Raw genomic sequence first — 19,673 nt, forward strand, 5'->3', positions numbered from 1 at the left:
ATCAGGTGCGGTAAAAACGGCTAATGCCCACACAGAGCATTGCCCACACAAGCGCCTGGACGGGGAGTAACCAGGCAGCAAGGGTCACCTCTGCCAGGAGCGCACCACCGTAATAAGAGAGAGGGCCGCTAATGGCGCCGCACAGCGCGGCTAGCAGCGGGTAACGCCACAGCCAGGCAAGCGAGTGATAGACCAGGGTTGCAAACAGCGGCCAAAGCATCCACAGCCACAGTGGTAGCAGCCCCAACACCAGCGTTTGATCGTTAAAATTGAAGCCCCCCAGCAGCTGCAAACCACCGTCAATGGCCAGTCCCAGTAGCGCAAATCCAGCGATAAAACGCCACTCGCCGGGCCGTGCGCAGCGCCACAGGTGCCAAGCGAGCAGGCTGCTGCCAGCCACCGCAGCAACCCACGAACCGCCTAAGACGCACAATAACCATCCGGCTTCGAAACGTAGTGCATTCAACACCAGTGCCTGCCACTTGGGGGTTGCCATTTAGAGCGCGCCGGTAAGCGGAATGGGTTTTGCCGCGGGCTTGGCCAGCAGTAGGTGGCAGGTGCCAATGGAGCGCTCGATAAAGCCGCCCTCGCAGTAGCACAGGTAGTAACGCCACATGCGGATAAAGCGCTCGTCGTAGCCCAGTGCTCTCACCTGTTCCAGACTGGCTTCAAAGCGGTGGCGCCACTCGCGCAGGGTGCGTGCGTAATGCGGGCCAATTTCATCCAGCGCGACGATGTTTAGCGACGTTTTACGCATAACGCTGGTTAACATGGCGTGGTGCGAGGGCAGAAAGCCGCCTGGAAAAATGTAGCGCTTGATAAAATCCATATCGCGCTTAGCCTCTTCAAAGCGCTGATCACGAATGGTGATGGCTTGCAGCATGGCCTGCCCATCGTCGGTCAGCAGGCTATCCAGTTTGTTGAGGTAGGTATCGAGATACTGATGCCCCACCGCCTCAATCATCTCCACCGAAATAAGCCGGTCATAGTGGCCTGTCAATTGACGATAATCCTGCTTGAGCAGAGTGATTCTGTCCTCCAGCCCCTCTTCCTTGATGCGCTTAGCGGTATGTGCGTGCTGCTCATCAGAAATGGTCGTGGTAGTGACACGACAACCACGAGTTTTCGCCGCATGAATCGCCAGCCCACCCCAGCCGGTGCCAATCTCTAGCAGGTGATGTGCTGGCTGTACGTCGAGCTTTTCCAGCATCAAATCGAGCTTATAGGTAGAGGCCTCTTCCAGACTGGCTTCCGGGTAGGGAAACACGGCGCTTGAATACATCCAGTGGTGGCGATCTAAAAACGTCGAAAACAGGTCGTTGCCGATATCGTAGTGGGCGGCAATATTGCGTTTCGAGCCGCTTAGACTGTTGCGCTGAAAGCGGTAGGCGGCGCCCAGTAACCAGCGGGCAAAACGTGCACTGCCGTTCTCCATTTTCGTATTCACCTGCTCTAGGTTAGCGGCGAACAGGCGCACCAGGGCGACCAGATCGTCAGCGTCCCAATCGCCCTCCATGTACGATTCGGCAGCCCCCACGGTGCCGCCAAAGGCGAGGCGCTTCCAGGCGCGGGAGTGGCGGATCACCACGGTCACTTGCAGCGGGCCTTGTTGTCCTAAGTGATGGCACTGATTGCCCTCAATCAGGGTGATGCGACCACCCTGGAAGGCGTCCAACTGGGCCATCAGACGTGGTTTTAGCCACTTGGTTAAGCGGTCTTGGGCAACCGGTTGAAGGTTGGGGGGCTTGGAACGCAGGGTCGTCACTCTGAGGTCTCCTTGCGCTTGGGGTGGTTATAAACGGGGACGCGCTTAAGCCACAAACGAAGCGCCTCAAAATGAATGCCCGCAATGGTTTTCAGGCTCATCCATGGCTGGCGAACCAAGGCTTTCAGCATCGCACCGCGGGTAGCGGGAGAGGCGTCAAGGGTTAAGGTGGCATCAAAGTGGCACTGCTGATCCTGCCAGTTTTCCATATGCAGGAAGAGCTTTTCGCCGGGGGCGTTAAATTTCCAGCGGTAGCTCATCTCCATGGGGTTGAACGGCGAGACGTGGAGGTCTTTATCGAAATGCGCCTGGTGGCTATGGCGTGAGGGATCCACCGCGCTGGCGTAGCAGGTACGCTCACGCCAGGGCATGTTGGTGACCTCACTTAATACGGCTGTCAGTCGCCCCAGATGGTCGTAGGCGTAGTAGACGGAAATCGGGTTAAACATGCAGCCCAGCGTGCGCAGCTGGGTAAGCACGCAGATACGGCCATTAGGTGCACTGCCCAATTGCCGAATAAGCTCTTCGCGCACGGCGGTTTTTAGCGGGCGATCAACCGGGCCCAGATAGTCTTCGCGGCGAAAGCGCGCCAGCGCAGGGCGACGGGCACTAAAGCCGGGCACCTTATCAAACAGCTCTGGTAACTCATCCAGATCCAGCCACGCCATCCACAGCTGGTAACTAAAGGTGTGGGATTTGGGCGTAAAACGTCGGTGGCGCAGGGTGCCACGATAAATACGCGAGCGCGGCTGAGTTGTGATTCCAGCGGCTATCTCACTCATCATGCTCGTCATTACCCTAGCCCCTCAACGCCCTGGGGCGTTAGCAATTCATGGGCAGGCAACGCCGATGGCTGGCTGGGCGGTGAGGCCGCCTCATCACAGCCCAGTGCCTGCGCCACCCGCAGCGCGCTCCACACGCCATCTTCGTGGAAACCGTTACGCCAATAGGCGCCGCAAAAGTGGGTGCGATAAGCCGTTGAGGATATTTCTGCGTGTCGCCCCTGGGCCGCCTGACCTGCCAAAGTGAATTGGGGGTGCGCGTAGGTATAGCGACCAAGCACCTTGTTTGGATCAATGCTGGCGCTGTCGTTCAGGGTCACGCAAAACGTCGTGTCGCTCTCTATCCGCTGGAGAATGTTCATGTCGTAAGTGACCGAGACCCGTGCTTCACTATCGCGCTGATCCAGGCGGTAGTTCCAACTCGCCCAGGCGCGCTGGCGGCGCGGCAACAGGGCGGTATCGGTGTGTAGCACCACCTCGTTATCCTGGTACGGCATGGCGCCAAGAATCTCCTGCTCGGCGCTACTGGCGTCGCCCAGCATGGCGAGTGCCTGGTCGGCGTGGCAGGCGAGCACCACCTGGTCAAAGCGCTGGGTGCCGGAAGGTGTGGTGATAACAACGCCCGTGCTGTCGCGGGTAATCCGGGTGACCGGTGTATTGAGATGAATGCGCGACGCATAAGGCGCCGTTAGGCTAGGAATATAGCTTTTGGAGCCGCCCACCAGGGTGTACCACTGGGGCCTGTGGTTGACCGATAACAGGCCGTGATTGCGAAAAAAACGCACAAAAAACGCCAGCGGGAAGGCGCGTAAATCGCTAATGCTGGCCGACCAAATGGCAGCTCCCATAGGCAGTAAGTAGCGCTGCTGAAAATCGCGATTGTAGTGGTGGCGATCCAGGTACTCTCCCAGCGTCATATTGTCGGGCAGCTGTTGGCTTTCAAGGGCTTTGGTGGCCTGCTTGTTAAAGCGCAGAATGTCGCCCAGCAGGCTGTAAAAAGAGGGATTAAATAAATTGCGTCGCTGGGCAAACAGCGAGCCCAAGGTATGTCCGTTGTACTCAAAGTCCCGCGCTGTCTCGTGTACCGAGAAGCTCATTTCGGTGGCTTGTGAGGCGACGCCCAGAGTGGCCATCAAGCGCTGAAAGTGCGGATAGGTCCAGTCGTTAAAGACAATAAAGCCGGTATCGATAGCGTAGGAGTGCCCCGCAACGTTCACGTCCATGGTGGCAGTGTGTCCACCCAAGCGTGAAGCCGCCTCAAACAGGGTGACTTCATGCTGGGCGGAGAGGTACCAGCCGGCGGCCATGCCGCTGATGCCGCTACCGATAATGGCAATACGCTGTGATGGCCCAACGTTTGATGATACCGGAGCGCTCATGATGACTCCTGCTGGGTGCGGGTCATGCGCAGGCCAATCTGACGGCGCAGAGCGGGGGGTAAAATGCCCAACAATTTGACCAGATAGGTAAAACGGCGTGGGAAGTGGATATCCAGCCGACCCTTCACCAGCCCTGCGATAATGGCATTGGCTGCTTGCTCTGCCGTCACCTGCAATGGCATGGGAAAATCGTTGCGATCGGTGAGCGGCGTTTTCACAAAGCCGGGATGAATCAGGCTGACATCTATCCCTTCCTGATCAAGGTCTAAGCGCAGTGACTCCAAAAAGTAACTTACCGCAGCCTTGGATGCCCCGTAGGCTTCAGCGCGGGGGAGGGGCAAATAGGCCGAAGCACTGGAAGTGGCTGCTAGTCGGGCAGGCAGGCCCTCTTGGCGCGCCACGCGCAGCAGCGGCAGTGCGGCTTCGACACCGTACAAAGTGCCAAATAGATTGGGTCTAAACACCCGCTCAACTAAATCCATATCGAACTGCTGAGCGTTCAGGTACTCGCAGGTGCCGGCGTTAAAGAGGGCCAAATTTAACGCGCCGAGCTGCTCACGGATGTCGTTACCCGCTTTGAGCACTGCTTGACGATCGCTGATGTCCAGCGGTAGAGGATGAGCATTAGGGTGCCCCTGGCACAGCGCTTCGAGTGATTCAGCGCTGCGTGCGCTAAGCACCACCTGGTGGCCCTGGGCGATGAGCTTACGCGCCAGGGCCTCGCCAATCCCCGAGGTGGCACCGGTTAACCAGATACGTTGGGGCGTTTTCCAGGTGCTCATCAAACCTCTCCTCATCCTAAGCCAAGCGTTTTTTTAACCAGCGAATGGCGCTGCCCATCAGTGGTAACTGTTCGTAGAGCATGGCGCCCGCATCGAAGTAGTCGCGATGGCGCTGAACGCGTCCGTCTTCAGCAAACATCAGCGCACTACAGCCCTCAACCTCTACCGGTTTACCCCCTGCCAAACGCGGGTGGATAAACGTCATGGTCCAGGTAACGAACGCTTGCTGGCCCTGCAACTGCTTAGCGTGATAACGGAATTGGCACTGCTCAACATTTTCATACAGGGTTGAAAAGTAGCGCGCTAACGCTTCGCGGCCTGCGATCTTATGCAACGGGTCGCTAAAAACAATATCTTCAGTATATACCTCGTATAGCTTTTCTGTACAGGTATTGTCTAGTTTATTGAAAAAGGCGCAGAACGCCTCTAACGCCGCAGGCTCAGCCATCACGGTCTCCTTTAGCAGTGGCTAACAATAGATTTATTTAGACAGCGACTTAAACGCTTCTAAGGCGCGCTGGCGAGCCGCTTTATGATCCACAATCGGCGCTGGGTAAGCGACGTCGCTAAGCAGATCCTGGGGCGGTGCATGGCGTGCTTTTGCGGGCAGGTGGGCCAGTTCAGGCAGCCAGTGGGCAATAAACTCACCTTCAGCATCAAAGCGAGTGGATTGGGTGGTGGGATTAAAAATGCGGAAGTAAGGGGCGGCATCGGTGCCCGTTGAGGCTGCCCACTGCCAGCCGCCGTTGTTGGCGCAGAATTCACCGTCAACCAAGTGGTGCATAAAAAAGGCTTCGCCGCGCCGCCAGTCAATCAGCAGGTGCTTACTTAAAAACATTGCCGTGATCATACGCAGCCGGTTGTGCATCCAGCCGGTAGTGACTAACTGGCGCATGGCAGCATCCACGATAGGGTAGCCCGTTCGCCCCTCACACCAGGCTTGAAAGCCTTTATCATCGTCGCGCCAGGCTAACTGCTTGGTGTGTTCCTGGAAGGGTTGGTAGCGACACACCTGGGGAAAGCCTACCGCAACGTGCTGATAAAACTCCCGCCAGATCAGTTCGTTGACCCAGGTGGTAAGGCCGATATCGCCATCGGCCAGGTGACCGCCGTTTTCGCTCATCACCGCTTGTAGACATTGGCGATAGGAGATCATGCCTAACGCCAGATAGGGCGATAGTTCGCTGGTGCCACGTACCTTCGGCAGGTCGCGCTGGGCGTTATAGTGACGGCCACGAAAGCGTAAAAAGCGTGCCAGGTTATCTGCCGCGGCGTTCTCTCCGGCAGGCCATAGCCGCCCATCGACAGGGGCGCTTGCAAGTTCGGGCAGGGCAGGCAGCGGGTCGCTTTTAATATTCAGCGCTGCTTGTACCTGTGGCGTCGCGCGCAGCGCTAACTGGTCGGCGCTGACCTGCTTGTGCCACGCCTTGGCGAACGGCGTAAATACCCCGTAGTAGTCGCCTTTGCCGGTTAGCAGGCTGCCGGGGGCAAAAGCCACGCCATCATGGTAGCCGTGGGCGGCAATCCCGGCCTGCTTAAAGGCGGCCTGCACAGCCTGATCGCGGTGGCGCTCATTGAGCGCGTATTCATAATTGAAGTGCAACTGCTCAACGCTATATTCGCGAGCGACCTCAAGCAGTGTCTCTGGCGCCTGGTCATAGCGTTCAATATCGCGATGCAGCAGCGGGATATTCAAACCGCTGAGGGCTGTTTGGACGGCGGTAACACCCCGCGCCCAAAAATCCAGCTTATTGGCGCCATGCCCGTGATCCTGCCACTGGGGAATGCTGCGCAAAAATACCGCTATCACAGGCCCCTTTGCGGCGGCGGCAGCAAGGGCGCTGTTGTCGTCAATACGCAGATCGCTGCGCAACCAAACCAACTGACGTTTCATAGGCTTCCTCTCCTAGGGGCTCCTGCAGCACAAAAAAATGGCCGGTCGCCGGAGGGCGAACGGCCAGGATAAAAGCGCGCTGGTTAGAGTACGCCAGACTCACGCAGTAGAGGGCGCAAGCGGGCAATCGCCTGGGGCAGGTCATCACCCAGCATGTGAACCGGCCCATCGCGCAAATCGTTTTCACGCAGACGGGCCACTTCGCCGCATACACCGATAGGTACGTTAAGCGCTTCAGCCGCTTTAGGTAGCGCCTGATTTATGTAGCTATCGCTCTCCCGCTGGCCGCTAGAGAGCAGCACCATGGACGAATGCAACCGCGCCACTGCCTGTGGGAGATCCTCCAGCGGCAGTGAGTGGTCAAGCATCTGCACCCGGTAGCCCTGTTCGCTGGCCATTAGCGCCGACATTAGCACCCACAGCGGGCCGGGGTCGTCGGGCATGGCGTTGAGCAGAATTAGCGGGCCACGGGTGGCCTGATTGGCATAGTGCAAGCGGATGCCTACCTGGCTGCGCAGAAACGCTTCCAAGGTACGGCGTACTAACTGATCCGCTTGAACGGCCCACTTGGCCTCTAACGTTAAGATCACCGGTTGCCAGAGTTCATTAATGGCCACGCTTAACGGATAGAGTGCCAAACTCTGATGGTAAAACGCCTCCAGCTTGGCAAGATCCAATGCTTCGATGATCGCTTGCAACTGGAGGCGCTGGCTGGCCCAGTCACCGGCATCAGGTGTCGGCGTCTCAATTGTTTCTGGCTGGTCAAGCAAGTCGGCGACTTGACTGACCGGCACACCACGATTGAGCCACTGTAGAATGCGTTCGATGCGGGTGATGTCGTCCTGGGCGTAAAGGCGATGGCCTTTCGGCGTGCGCTGGGGTCGAATGAGTCCGTAGCGTCGCTCCCAGGCGCGTAGCGTGACCGAATTCACCCCTGTTAAGCGAGAAACCTCGCGTATTGGATAGAGTGGCGTATCGGGTGGGTGGGTCGCCTTGAGACTCATGGGCGCCAGTACCTCTTCGTTATCTGCAGCACGGCGCTGCAGGGGTATGTCATTGTTCGCCGCGGCGAAGGTGATTCATGTTCCATTTAAAGGTTGCCTGATTTAAAAACTAAACATTAGCACGATACTGTATGCCCATTTGTACAACTTGTCGCTACCCGGTACAACCTTTATAAGAATCCTTCTTAATCATTTAAGTTTCGTGCTTATCGAACCGACCGGCCTATTAGTGCTTCTCCCAAGCGATGGCCGGATAACCAGGCATCCTCGACACGGCCACCGCGAAAACTGTCGCCGCACAGGGCCAAACCATTCGCACTGTATAAGTAATCATACTTGCAAGGGGTCGCTGGCTGCGCATAGCGCCAACGATGCGCGCCCGTCTCTATTAGTTTGGGGAACGTGGCGGCAGTGGGGGAAGTACGCTTGAAAGCGGTGAGTAGTTGTTCTGCCACCCACTCGGCGGGCTGTTCTAATTGGGCTTCGCTCCAATCGAGTTGCGCTAGCAGGCTGACACTCTCCGGCTGTGTTTCTCGGCCCGGTTTCGTTTGATTGCGGGATACTATATTAAGCATTGGGTGGTCTAGCCGCGCCATCTGCCAGCTTGGCGTAACACCGGGTATGAGGGGGAGCGGCCCGTCAAATATCGCCCATCCCGCCCAACAGGTTCGCTGTTCTCGGGTGACACACACTGCTGCCAAAGCGTCGTCCCAGGGTTGGATCAGCGCATGGGCTTGGGGAGGCGGGGCGCTAATCACGATCTGGCCATAAGGCCCATAGTGAGCTCCGTCAGCATCTATCAGTCGCCACCCGGCGGGCGAGTGCTCAAGCGCTACGATGGGTGTGCCGGTATGCAGCGCGGCATTGGGCATGGCCGTTAGCGAATCAGCCATATGTCGCGTCAATGCGCTCATTCTGGGCGCCCCGGTGTAGCGCTTTTGGCCATCATCGTGCGCCTGCCAGCCCCGTGAGCTAGCCTGATAGGTACGGGTCGGCCAGGCGGCTATGCAGTCAGCCGCAAGCCACTCATCGACGGCGTGTTGAAAATCCGCGTCGCGCACGCTAAACGCCTGAGCGCCTAAATCAAGTGCCGCGCCAGGTCTGCGTTTACTCGACAAACGACCACCGGGGCCGCGGGCTTTATCAAAGAGCGTGACGCTGGCGCCACTACTGGCCAGTACCTGCCCGCAGGCAAGCCCCGCAATGCCCGCACCGATGATAGCAACCGAGTGGTGGGCAGCAAGCGGCGGTAGCAGTTTGGTCATGAGTACTCGTAACGTGTAAAAAAAGGTCGAATTAATCTTTATTGAGGTGCATTGTAGCAGTTGTGTATAAATATCGTAAAATTTAGTCACTGTTTTCTTATCTAATCTCCCTCTTTTTCAAGCATGCAACTATAAACCGTTATAAATAGAGCAGTTATAAGAGAGCAGTTATAAAGCGCAGTGATTAAAGCCGTTATCAACAGTGCCGCCATGAAGGCATGCCACGATGTCACCCAACAGGAGCAACCCCATGCGCGTATTAATCACCGGAGGCAGCGGCTTTGTCGGCCAGCGACTATTCCGACAGTTAGTCGAACAGGGCCATGAGGTGCAGGTGGTCTCCCGCTCGCCTCATCAGGTGCGGGATCGTTTGCCGAGCAATTGCGATATTCGCGATAGCGCCCAGGCGTTTATTGAATCGCCGCCGGACGTCTTGGTTAACCTGGCCGGTGAGCCGATTGCTGCCAAGCGCTGGAGCGATAAGCAGAAAGCCAAGCTGATTAACTCCCGGGTAGCGGCAACTGAACAGCTGGTGGCGCTTTGCGAGCAGTTGAAAGCTAACGGCCAACCGCTGCCGAATGTGATGGTGTCGGGTTCAGCGATGGGTTACTACGGGGCCCAAGGCAAGCGCGTGGTGACGGAGGAGACCATGCCCAACGATGAGTTTGCTCATCGGCTGTGCAAGCAGTGGGAGGCCGCTGCCAAACCTATTGAGGCCATGGGCGTGCGGCTGGCAATCGTGCGCATTGGGTTGGTGCTGGAAGCGGGTGGCGGCAGCCTGGAGAAGATGCTGCCGCCATTTAAGCTGGGGTTAGGTGGCCGTTTTGGTAGCGGTGAGCAGTTTATGCCGTGGATTCACCGCGATGATTTAGTCGCGGCGATCCTGTTTCTTATCGATCAAGAGGGGTTGAGCGGCGCTTTCAACGGCAGCGCTCCGCACCCGGTGACCAACGCCACCTTTACCAAAACCCTGGCCAGTCATCTCAACCGCCCGGCCATTTTCCCAGTGCCCGCCTTTGTACTGAAAGCGGGCTTTGGAGAAATGTCGCGGCTACTGCTGACCGGCGCCGATATGCGCCCCGCACGCCTTGAAGAGGCAGGGTTTACCTTTCAATACCCCACTCTCGACAAGGCGCTTGAGGCCATACTTTAAGCAACAATAGCTTAGCGGTCAGCATCAACGGTGATAATCACCCGTACTGAGTCAAGCCGCAGGCGGGTGTTCTCAATCGCTTCGCTAAGCGCCTGGCGTTCGCTTTTCAACGCGTCGATTTCGGCGCTGCGTACCGCTGGGTTGTGCTCGGCAAGTGCCGTTAAGCGGGCAATCTCGGCATCCAGTTGAGCGCGCATGCGCGCTTCGGCATTTTCGACAATGCTGGGCAATTGGCGCTCGGCTTCGCCTTCACCCTGGGTAAGCAGTTCACGCAACTGGTCGTGGCGGCTTTTGATTAAGTCCCTTGCCAGCGACTTGTTAACCTTCTGGAGGTTTTTGCCCAAGCCGGTGAAGGAGATCTTACTGGTCAGGTTAGCGCCCGATTCATCCAGCAGCAGTCGCACTGCGGTGGGCGGCAAAAAGCGGTTAAGGTGCAGCTTTTTGGGTGCCGGGCAGTGGGTGCGGAACACCAGCTCGGCCATCAATCGGCCGCTGGGAATGGCGTCGTGGCGCAGCAGGGCGAGCGCCGAATTACCCATGGTGCCATCCAGCACGCGGCCCATCATTTCCCGCAGCAGCGGGTGCTCCCAGGAGAGTCGCTGGACATCGTCACGGGCCAGCGCCTGGGCGCGGCTGTAGGTGGCGGTAAGGCCCTCTTCGCCTTTGACCAGCCCGGGCAGGCCGTCGAGCATATGTTGGCTGGGCTGCAGGTGCATTAAGCCCTTGCCGATCTCCTGGCTATCCACGCCGAAAATATCCAGCGCCCGCTCAAGGTAGCGCGGTAGGGCTGCGTCATCATCCAGCTCTTGCACCGCGTCGATCACAGTTTGTGCACGGGCGGGGCGGCAGGCGTTGAGCTCAAGCAGACGGTTACGGCCTGCATCGTGCTCCGCCAGCTTGGCGCTAAACATCGCACGGGTTTCGGCGATGATCTCGTCAAGCGCCTCATCATCCAGCAGGGCGTCAGCCAAGGCGTCACCAAAGGCATCAAATAGCTCGTTGCCGACCCCATGGGGGGCACTGAACGCATCCATCCCTTCGTGGTACCAGCGCAGTAGGCGCTCGCCGGGGCTGCCCTCAAAAGTCGGAATGTGCAGCTCAATGGCGTGGCGCTGACCGATGCGATCCAGGCGGCCGATGCGCTGTTCGAGCTGATCCGGATGCTGTGGCATATCGAACATCACCAGGTGACGGCAGAATTGGAAGTTGCGCCCCTCCGAGCCAATTTCTGAGCAGACCAATACCTGAACGCCTTCATCCTCATCGGCAAACGCCGCCGCTGCGCGGTCACGCTCTATCAGGGAGAGGTCTTCGTGGAACACCGGTGCGTGGTAGCCGCCCAGCACCCGTAGCCCTTCAGCAAGCCCTTCGGCGGTTTCCCGGTGGTGGGCAATGACCAGGACTTTCTCGTTGGCGAAGCCGTTCTCACTGTCGTCGCTAAGCTTTTCCAGTAGCCAGTTAACCCGCGGATCGATGTGCCACCAGTCTTCGCCGTTGAGCGGGTCATTGCTGAGTTCGCGGTAGGCCGCGTCAGGATAGATCAGCACGTCGGGGTGATCCATGCCGGTCTCGATCAGCAGTTCGTCGAGGTAATCATCATCGCGCTCTAAGCGGCGCACGACGCGACGGTAGGCCGAAGGCAGCGCTAAGGGCACTAGATTGAGGCGTCGCTCCGGGAAGCCCCCTACGTGACGGCGGCTGTTGCGGAACATTACCCGGCCTGTGCCGTGGCGATCCAGCAGCGCTTCGCTCAGTTGGGCGCGAGCGGCGTCCTGCTGTTCTTGGCTGGCCTCAGGGTTGCATAGGATGGCCAGCAGCGCCTGGCTGTCGCGGTCATCGGCTACTGCAGAGACGTCGGTACGGGCGCTAGGGTCGTCAGGCAGTGCCTCCAAGGCATCGATGGCGCGGGCCACTTCGGTGTAGTGGCTCTCTTCGGCTTTGAAGCGCTCAAGATCGTGGTAGCGCTCGCTGTCCAGCAACCGCAGGCGGGCAAAGTGGCTCTTGATGCCCATCTGCTCGGGGGTGGCGGTGAGCAGCAGCAGGCCGGGAATCACCGCCGAAAGCTGTTCAACGCACCGGTAGCCGGGGCCGCTACCCTCTTCACTCCAGTCAAGGTGATGCGCTTCGTCAACGATCAGCAGGTCGAACTGGCTGGCCAGCGCCTGCTCTTGACGCTGGGGGTTGGCAAATAGCCAGCCTTGGCTCGCTAGCACCAGCTGGGCGCTCTCAAAGGGGTTGGCGCTGCCGTGAGCCTGGCTCTGGGTTTCATCCAGTAGCGAGACGTTGAGCGAAAAGCGCCGCAGCAGCTCAACCAGCCACTGGTGGGTGAGGCTGTCGGGCACCAAAATCAGCGCCCGCTCAACGCGGCCATTGAGCAGCAGGCGGTGCAGAATCAGGCCAGCCTCAATGGTTTTACCCAGGCCCACTTCATCCGCCAGCAGAACCCGGGGCGCATGGCGGTTGGCGACTTCATTGGCAATGTAGAGCTGGTGAGGAATCAGGTCTATGCGCGGCCCGGAAAAGCCCAGCGCGCTGTGTTGCTCGATACGCTGATAGTGGTGCAGGGTGCGAAAACGTAAATCAAACCAGTCGTTGCGATCCACCTGGCCGGTCAGCAGGCGGTCGCGGGCCTGGTCGAACTGCATGGTATCGGCGAGTTTGGCCTCGGGCAGCTCGCGCAGATTGCCTTCTTTATCTTCACCGATATAGGTGATCAGGCCGTTGGACTCTTTGCTGTCATCGACAACGATCTGCCAGCCGTCAGCGGAGAGTACGCGGTCGCCGCTGCCGAACATAACGCGGGTGAGCGGGGCCTGGCGGGTGTTGTAGGTACGGGTTTCCTGACTGGCACTGAACAAAATGGTAACGCTACGGGCGTCGCAGTTAAGCACGGTGCCGAGCCCAAGCTCAGCTTCGCCGTCGCTAATCCAGCGTTGGCCGGGAGAAAAATCGCTCATGATGCCTCGGGGGAGTCTGCAAAACGGGTCGTATGCCGCCGGTCGTGAGCACCGGCGGCAACAGGGCGGGGGATTCTAACGCAAAGCAGCGGGGGGATTAAGGTGTATCGGCATCAATCTTTTAACCAGCGATCCAGCTGGGCGCGGGTAAGCTCGCCAACGTGGACATCCAGGGTATTCCCCTGGCCGTCGAACAGTACGGTGGTGGGCAATCCCGGTGCTTGAAAAAGCGCCATCAGCTGCTGGCTGGGGTCACGCAGAGCGTAGCGAAACTCAAGCTGCTGCTCATCCAGGTAGCGCACCATGGGTAGCAGGTCTTCTCCCTGGTTGGCGACCACCACGCTAACCCCTTCGCGCTGGGCGGCCTCCTCAAGCAGCGGCATTTCACGCAGGCAGGGGGGGCACCAGGTCGCCCACAGGTTGACGATAATCAGGTCAGCGTTGTCGGTCAGTGAGGGCAGATGCACCTCATTGCCTTCCACATCCTCAAGGGTGATCTCCGGTAGGGCGTCAACCGCAAAGTCATTGCCCAGGGGCGCCAGGGTGACCAGCACCAGCCATAGGCTGGAGGCGGCGATTAGCATGGCCATCGCACCGCCCATAGCCAGTAACCGCGCCCGTAGCGTCCAAGCCGTCCATACCAAGCCTGCCGCCATTCCCCATAGGCCCTGGTAGCCGGGTTGCCACACTTTGAGCGCTTCAAGTGGGTCGGCGCTATAGCTCTCCAGATTGAGCAGAATATGGCCGGCCCGCGCGCCGGCTAGCCAAACAATGATAAGTCCGGTAAACCAACGCTGTTGAGCCGGGCGGGGCAGACCTAATAAAAGCCGCGCGCAGAGCAGCAGTAGCAGCGCGCAGCCAACTGCGTACAGGCGTGGTAGCGAAATCAGTAGCGGGCCGAGGGCGATGGCATTCATGGATTTCCAGTTCAGTTTTTAATTCAAGTTTACACTTAAGCAAGCCGTGAAGCAGGTACACTGGGAGACCATATCACGCGAGCTGAAAATTACGGAGACGTTATGCCCCCACCCGCTTTCGATAAGCTGCGCGCACTAGCGATCGGCTCCCAAGCGATTGGCTTGATACTGATTATTACCCTGGAAACGGTCATGGGGGACAGTGCACGCCCCTGGCAGGGCGTGGTGCTTGCGGCGATGGTCGCGACTGCATTAACCATCGCCCTCGTGCGTCTTTATCGACGCAACTTAGCACGCAAGCGCTGGGCCGAACGTCTTGATGACAATGACTAAGGCGTGCCGTTGGACTCAATGGCTGAGCGTACTGGTACTGTGTAGCCTACTGGTGGGGTGTACTCATGCGGTGACGCGTGAACACCATACCACCCTTGCCTTGGAGGAGGGGCGCAATACTTGGCTGGGTGAACAGGCTTATCAGGCGTTAGCGGAACAGACAGAACCCGATGGTTTTGCGCTGCTGGCTAATGGGCAGGAAGCTTTTGCTGCTCGGGTGGGATTGATTCGCCAAGCCCAGCGAGAACTGAATATCCAAACCTACTTACTGGGTGAGGGACAAACGACGCGGCTCATCCTGTCTCAGCTGCTGAATGCCGCCGAGGAGGGCGTTCGGGTGCGCCTGCTGGTCGATGACTTCGGTGCTGTTGGCCAAGGTGATCGCTTGGCAGCACTGGCGAGCCACCCGAGTATCCATGTGCGGGTTTATAACCCGCTACCGGTGGGCCGTGGGCATATGTTCACACGCGTCTTGGCCTCGGTGGTCAACCCTGCTCAGCAGCACCGTCGTATGCATAACAAACTATGGATAGCCGATAACAGCGTCGCCATTATAGGCGGGCGCAATCTGGGCGATGAGTATTTTGATGCCAACGACTCGCGCAACTTTGCCGATTTGGACTTTATGACCATCGGCGAAGTAGTGCCGGAGCTTTCGCACAGTTTTGATCTGTATTGGAACCATGGCTTGGCGCAGCCCATTGAACGCTATCATCAAGTCGCCGATAACGCCTGGCAAACCCTTGCCACGGAGCTGGAAGAGTGGCTGGACGATAATGCCGACTCGGCATACTTTACCCAGTTGCGCAGCCAGCCACGCAGCGCGCCGCCATGGGAGACCCTGCATTGGGGGGAAGGGCTGGCGATGTGGGATGCCCCCGGCAAGCTGACGGCTGGAACGCCTGAGTGGCGGGATACCCTGCTAGGTGATTTAACCGATGCCACCGAGCTTAACCAGCGTCTGGTGATTATTTCTGCCTACTTTGTGCCCACCGAGCAAGGGGTGAAAAAACTAACGCAGCTTGCCGACCAGGGGGTCATGGTCGAGATCATTACCAATTCACTGGAGTCGACAGACGCGGCCGTGGTGCATGGCGCCTATGCTCCCTGGCGTGAAACGCTGCTCGCCCACGGTATCGCCCTTTATGAGCTGCGCCCCGAACAGGAAGCGGGCCCGGATGAAGACATGCGTGTGCCCGGCGCTTCGGCTTCCGCGCTCCATATCAAGGCATTGAGCTTTGACGATCAACTGTTCGTGGGCTCGTTTAACGCTGATCCCCGGTCGATCTACTGGAATACTGAAATTGGCGTGCTGGCCCGAAGTGACACCCTTATAAAGGCGTTTAACGACCTGGTGGCCGTTGGGCAGGAGCCTGCGCTGAGCTACCGTATCGAACTTACCCCAGAAGGTGAGCTTAATTGGCATCTGGAGCGCGATGGCGCAATGGACGTTTTAACCACTGAACCAGGGGGTTTTTGGCGCCATTTCAACGCCTGGTTAAGCCATACGCTTAAGCTTGAGCGCTGGCTATAGTGCATTGTGCAAACTAGCGTTAGAAACAGGTGCTTGTGTTTTTGCCATTCCAGTTCCAGATTAATAGCAGCCTTAACGATTGACCGCTGAGGCACACTAAAAAATTAAACAATCTCTTAAAATACTGGGAGCGACAAATAACATGATCAATAAGCGCGCATTAGTCACCGCTGTGGCGGCCTCGACCTTGGCAATGACCGGATTCGCTCAGGCGGAGGTCAAAGTTGGCTTCTTGGGCGGCTTTACTGGGGGAATTGAAAGTTTAACGCCCCCAATTTTTGAAGGTGCTCAGCTAGCCGTAGAGCAGATCAATGAGCAGGGCGGCATTCTAGATGGCCAAACGTTGGTGATGCCGTCTGGTGATACCACCTGTTCCGATGCATCGGCTGCTTCTAACGCCGCTGACCGCATGGTGAACTCGGAAAATGTCACCGCGATTGTCGGTGCGCTGTGTACTGGTGCGACCATTGCCGCAGCTAATAATGCTGCCATCCCCGGTGGTGTGCTGATGGTATCGCCTGCCTCTACTGCCCCTGCGGTATCCGAGCTGGACGATAATGATCTCGTCTTCCGTACCGTGCCGTCGGATGCTTTTCAGGGGGAGATCCTTGCCAAGCTGCTGCTTGAAAAAGGTATCGACGCTGTGGCGGTCACTTACGTCAACAACGATTATGGTCAGGGGCTTTCAGACGCCTTCAGCGCCGCTTTTGAAGCCGGCGGAGGTGAGATTACCGAAAACCTTGCCCACGAAGATAACCGCGCGGATTATCGCTCTGAGCTAGGCTCACTGTCAGTCAGTGGCGTGGATACGCTCGTTGTGCTGGCCTACGCCGACACCTCGGGTCAGACCGTGCTGCGCCAAGCCTATGAAAGCGGTATGTTTACCCAGTACGTAGGTGCTGACGGCATGGTCGGCGATAGCCTTATTGAAGCCATCGGTGCAGACGTGCTGGATGGCATGATCGCTACGCGCCCCGGCAGCCCTGATCTGCCCGGTACTGATATCTTTATCGAAGCTGCCGAAGCCGCTGATTTAGATCCAAGTGCGGTATTTGCTGCCCAAGCTTACGATGCCGCTTTCCTGATCGCGTTGGCGATTGAGCAGAACGGCAGCGCCGAGCGTGAAGGCCTTTCCGAAGCCCTGCGCAGCGTTTCCAGCGCCCCTGGCGAAGTGATTCTGCCTGGCGAGTGGGAACAAGCGGTTGAGTTGATTGCCGCAGGCACCGAGATTAACTACGAAGGCGCCTCTGGCTCTCATGAGTTTGATGAAAACGGTGACGTACCTGGTGTAGTGGTCGAGATGGCTGTAGAAGACGGCACCTTTACCAGCAAAGGTCAGGTTGATCTTTAATTCTCAGCATTAGTGTTAAAAATGCCCGACTTATTAAAGTTGGGCATTTTTCATTTGGCCAGGCCCACCTTGTGGTCGTTTATCGCTTAAATTGCCGACACTACAGGTAACCCAGCCAGCGCCATGCCTGGCGCAGCAAAAAAAAGCTCGCCAGTCGGCGAGCCCCATGACGTCAGCAACCACGTTTACTGAATGGGGATTTCACGGCGAGCCGCCTTAGCCTGCTCGCTGCGCGGCACCCGTATCGTCAGAATGCCATTTTTGAAAGAGGCTTTGATATCCTCGGCCTTGGCATCCCCAGGCAGATCCAGCACGCGCTGGAACCGACCATAGGAGCGCTCGGTACGATGGAGCTTATTATCTTTACTATGGCTCTCCTGACGCTTTTCACCTTCAATGACCAGGCGATGATCATCCAGGGAGATAGCGAGGTCTTTCTCCTCGACCCCCGGCACCTCGACGCTGATCACATACTCGCTGTCGTGTTCGGCAATATCGAGCCGCGGCTGCAGAAGGCCCGGCAGGTCGCCAACGCGACTTTCCAGTGAGGGCATGCCGAACTGCCGCATGACACTGTCCATCCAGCGATCCAACTCCTGATGCATACCCATGAAGGGGGAGAGCTCACTGCGGCGCGGCTCCACGCTGGACGGCGGAGTCGGTGTATCGGCATTTTCGCTCTTGAACCAGTTCCAGGGAGAGAGTTTTTGCAAATTCATACGTCACCTCCTATCTGATCTTGCTACCTATGACGTAAATCGAAATACTCAACGTCTCGGGTTGCCCCTTGACAAAAAAATAGCTGGTGGCAAACGACAAAATTTCAAGTCCCCAGAGCGCCAACCGTGCGGTATCCGATTATATTGGGTAGGGGCAGTGGGGAGGCTGTAGAACAAGGAGAGGTGGCGAGATCATGACGCACTTTATCAACAGCAAAGAAGACGCCGTCACCGACGCGATCGACGGACTTATCAGGACATCCGATGGCCAGTTGGCACGCCTGGATGGCTATCCTCATATTCGAGTGGTGGTGCGGGCCGACTGGGATAAGTCCCGAGTGGCGTTGGTTTCTGGCGGTGGCTCTGGTCACGAACCGGCCCATGCCGGCTTCGTCGGCAAGGGCATGCTAACCGCGGCTGTCTGCGGTGACGTCTTCGCCTCACCATCGGTCGATGCGGTTCTAGCCGCAATACTGGCGGTTACCGGATCGGCGGGCTGCTTGCTGATCGTCAAGAATTATACGGGCGACCGCCTGAATTTCGGGCTGGCAGCCGAGCGTGCCCGTGCCTTAGGACACAAGGTGGGCATGGTGGTGGTCGACGATGACATTGCCTTGCCCGACCTCCCGCAGGCACGAGGTGTGGCGGGCACACTCTTTGTTCATAAGATAGCCGGGGCATTGGCCGAACAGGATGCCGATCTTGAAACCCTGACCAAAGCCGCTGAGCGGGTGATCGCCAACACCCACAGCATCGGCATGTCATTGGATACCTGTCGCGTGCCCGGCTCGCCCAAAGAGCAACGCATTCCCCCTGGGATGGCGGAGCTCGGGCTTGGCATCCATGGCGAGGCAGGGGTTGAGCAGATTACTTGCGACGGCGCGAAAAACGCCATTGCCGCCGTAGCCGAAAAGCTGGCCACCGTCATGGATAAACAGCCCCATGCGGTTCTGCTTAACAACCTCGGCGGCGCGTCGGCACTGGAAATGTCGGTACTCGCCAACGAGCTTCTGACGTCTTCCATTGCCAGCCGCCTGAAACTCATCGTCGGGCCAGCGCCCATGATGACGTCACTGGCCATGCAGGGGTTTTCCGTATCGGTTTATCCGCTCGCCCAGGATGATGAAGCCTTACTCGCTGCGACCTGTGGCCCCAGCGCCTGGCCTGGCTGCAAGCGCATCAGGCCAATCATTCTACGAGAGCTTCCTGACGGCTTACTGCCTATTCAACCTACTCCTTCCTGGCATGATCAGACAGCCAACTTGCTGACGAGGTGGTGTCAGGTGCTGATCGACTCCGAAGCGGATCTGAATTCACTGGATGCCAAGTCCGGTGACGGTGATACCGGATCAACCCTCGCTGGAGCTGCAAGAGCCCTGTTAAACGCGCTGGATAGAATGCCCCTGGCCGATCATCCCCAGCTTTACCGCGCCATAGGGCAGGCGCTTAGCCAGACCATGGGCGGCTCCTCTGGTGTGCTGCTGGCTATCTTCTTCTCCGCGGCAGGAGATGCTGCGTCCAGCGGACTACCCAGGGTCGCTGCGCTGAAGGAGGGGCTCAATCGGATGCAGCAAATTGGGGGCGCGAAGTTAGGCGACAGAACCATGGTGGATGCTCTCAAACCCGCCCTGGATGCCCTCGACGATAGCACCGCCTCCGCCGCCAGAGCGGCGAGAAAAGGGGCAACTCATACCGCTACCATTATAAAAGCAAACGCGGGGCGTGCCGCCTATATCAACGCCGAACAGCTCCGGGGGCATATTGATCCCGGCGCTGAAGCAGTGGCGCGATTGTTCGAAGAGCTGGAAGCGCAATCAGCGGAGTAGCGTGATCGTTAG

General features: G+C 58.1%; 17 protein-coding genes. 5 read left to right on the forward strand and 12 right to left on the reverse strand.

All coding sequences use genetic code 11. The features are described from left to right. Window position 1 precedes the first annotated feature (1 nt). From JI62_RS20990 to JI62_RS21030, 9 genes are all read right to left on the reverse strand, one after another. Window positions 2-496 (reverse strand): DUF2878 domain-containing protein, encoded by a 495-nt coding sequence (locus tag JI62_RS20990; protein WP_088702043.1) that lies wholly within the window; start codon window positions 494-496, stop codon window positions 2-4. Continuing rightward, window positions 497-1,765 carry an SAM-dependent methyltransferase gene (locus tag JI62_RS20995; RefSeq protein ID WP_088702044.1) on the reverse strand — a complete coding sequence of 423 codons (1,269 nt, stop codon included), beginning with the start codon at window positions 1,763-1,765 and terminating at the stop codon, window positions 497-499. Beyond that, window positions 1,762-2,559 carry a DUF1365 domain-containing protein gene (locus JI62_RS21000; RefSeq protein WP_240513323.1) on the reverse strand — a complete coding sequence of 266 codons (798 nt, stop codon included), beginning with the start codon at window positions 2,557-2,559 and terminating at the stop codon, window positions 1,762-1,764. The genes JI62_RS20995 and JI62_RS21000 overlap by 4 nt, the downstream gene beginning before the upstream one ends. Then, window positions 2,559-3,926: an NAD(P)/FAD-dependent oxidoreductase gene (locus JI62_RS21005; protein ID WP_088702045.1), complete on the reverse strand. Its 1,368-nt coding sequence runs from the start codon at window positions 3,924-3,926 to the stop codon at window positions 2,559-2,561. Before JI62_RS21005 ends, JI62_RS21000 begins: the two co-directional genes overlap by 1 nt. Then, window positions 3,923-4,708, reverse strand: coding sequence for an SDR family NAD(P)-dependent oxidoreductase (locus JI62_RS21010; protein ID WP_088702046.1), 786 nt, complete (start codon window positions 4,706-4,708; stop codon window positions 3,923-3,925). Before JI62_RS21010 ends, JI62_RS21005 begins: the two co-directional genes overlap by 4 nt. A 16-nt stretch (window positions 4,709-4,724) precedes the next feature. Beyond that, entirely contained in the window at window positions 4,725-5,156 is a 432-nt protein-coding gene (locus tag JI62_RS21015; RefSeq protein WP_088702047.1) for a nuclear transport factor 2 family protein, read from the reverse strand. A gap of 33 nt (window positions 5,157-5,189) precedes the next feature. Beyond that, on the reverse strand, window positions 5,190-6,602 hold the full coding sequence (gene phrB / locus JI62_RS21020) for a deoxyribodipyrimidine photo-lyase (protein ID WP_088702048.1): 1,413 nt from the start codon (window positions 6,600-6,602) through the stop codon (window positions 5,190-5,192). Window positions 6,603-6,685: 83 nt separating this feature from the next. After that, entirely contained in the window at window positions 6,686-7,606 is a 921-nt protein-coding gene (locus tag JI62_RS21025; RefSeq protein WP_170938614.1) for a MerR family transcriptional regulator, read from the reverse strand. A 206-nt stretch (window positions 7,607-7,812) separates the two neighbouring features. Then, window positions 7,813-8,871 (reverse strand): NAD(P)/FAD-dependent oxidoreductase, encoded by a 1,059-nt coding sequence (locus JI62_RS21030; protein WP_088702050.1) that lies wholly within the window; start codon window positions 8,869-8,871, stop codon window positions 7,813-7,815. 250 nt (window positions 8,872-9,121) lie between these two features. Between JI62_RS21030 and JI62_RS21035 the strand changes: the two genes are divergently transcribed. Continuing rightward, window positions 9,122-10,024, forward strand: a complete 903-nt coding sequence (locus JI62_RS21035; RefSeq protein WP_088702051.1) for a TIGR01777 family oxidoreductase — start codon at window positions 9,122-9,124, stop codon at window positions 10,022-10,024. An 11-nt stretch (window positions 10,025-10,035) separates the two neighbouring features. Here the strand turns inward: JI62_RS21035 and rapA are convergent, their stop codons facing one another. Together rapA and JI62_RS21045 are read right to left on the reverse strand one after the other, a co-directional pair. Beyond that, window positions 10,036-12,981: an RNA polymerase-associated protein RapA gene (rapA, locus tag JI62_RS21040; protein WP_088702052.1), complete on the reverse strand. Its 2,946-nt coding sequence runs from the start codon at window positions 12,979-12,981 to the stop codon at window positions 10,036-10,038. A 113-nt stretch (window positions 12,982-13,094) separates the two neighbouring features. Then, on the reverse strand, window positions 13,095-13,898 hold the full coding sequence (locus tag JI62_RS21045; RefSeq protein ID WP_088702053.1) for a TlpA disulfide reductase family protein: 804 nt from the start codon (window positions 13,896-13,898) through the stop codon (window positions 13,095-13,097). Between the two features lie 102 nt (window positions 13,899-14,000). Here JI62_RS21045 and JI62_RS21050 point away from each other — a divergent pair, with 102 nt between their 5' ends. The 3 genes from JI62_RS21050 (at window position 14,001) to JI62_RS21060 (ending at window position 17,116) form a co-directional block, all read left to right on the forward strand. After that, window positions 14,001-14,231, forward strand: a complete 231-nt coding sequence (locus tag JI62_RS21050) for a hypothetical protein (protein ID WP_088702054.1) — start codon at window positions 14,001-14,003, stop codon at window positions 14,229-14,231. Further along, the gene (locus JI62_RS21055; RefSeq protein WP_240513324.1) at window positions 14,218-15,765 is read left to right on the forward strand and encodes a phospholipase D family protein; all 1,548 of its coding nucleotides are present in this window, start codon (window positions 14,218-14,220) and stop codon (window positions 15,763-15,765) included. The genes JI62_RS21050 and JI62_RS21055 overlap by 14 nt, the downstream gene beginning before the upstream one ends. Window positions 15,766-15,907: 142 nt before the next feature. Further along, window positions 15,908-17,116, forward strand: a complete 1,209-nt coding sequence (locus JI62_RS21060; RefSeq protein WP_088702056.1) for an ABC transporter substrate-binding protein — start codon at window positions 15,908-15,910, stop codon at window positions 17,114-17,116. Between the two features lie 185 nt (window positions 17,117-17,301). On the opposite strand, the gene JI62_RS21065 is transcribed toward JI62_RS21060, so the two are convergent. Then, on the reverse strand, window positions 17,302-17,835 hold the full coding sequence (locus JI62_RS21065; RefSeq protein WP_088702057.1) for an Hsp20/alpha crystallin family protein: 534 nt from the start codon (window positions 17,833-17,835) through the stop codon (window positions 17,302-17,304). A gap of 194 nt (window positions 17,836-18,029) precedes the next feature. On the opposite strand from JI62_RS21065, the gene JI62_RS21070 reads away from it, so the two are divergent. Continuing rightward, window positions 18,030-19,661, forward strand: a complete 1,632-nt coding sequence (locus JI62_RS21070; protein ID WP_088702058.1) for a dihydroxyacetone kinase subunit DhaK — start codon at window positions 18,030-18,032, stop codon at window positions 19,659-19,661. The last annotated feature ends 12 nt before the right edge of the window (window positions 19,662-19,673 follow it).

The sequence above is a fragment of the Halomonas campaniensis genome, assembly GCF_002211105.1.
Lineage (GTDB): Bacteria > Pseudomonadota > Gammaproteobacteria > Pseudomonadales > Halomonadaceae > Vreelandella > Vreelandella campaniensis_A.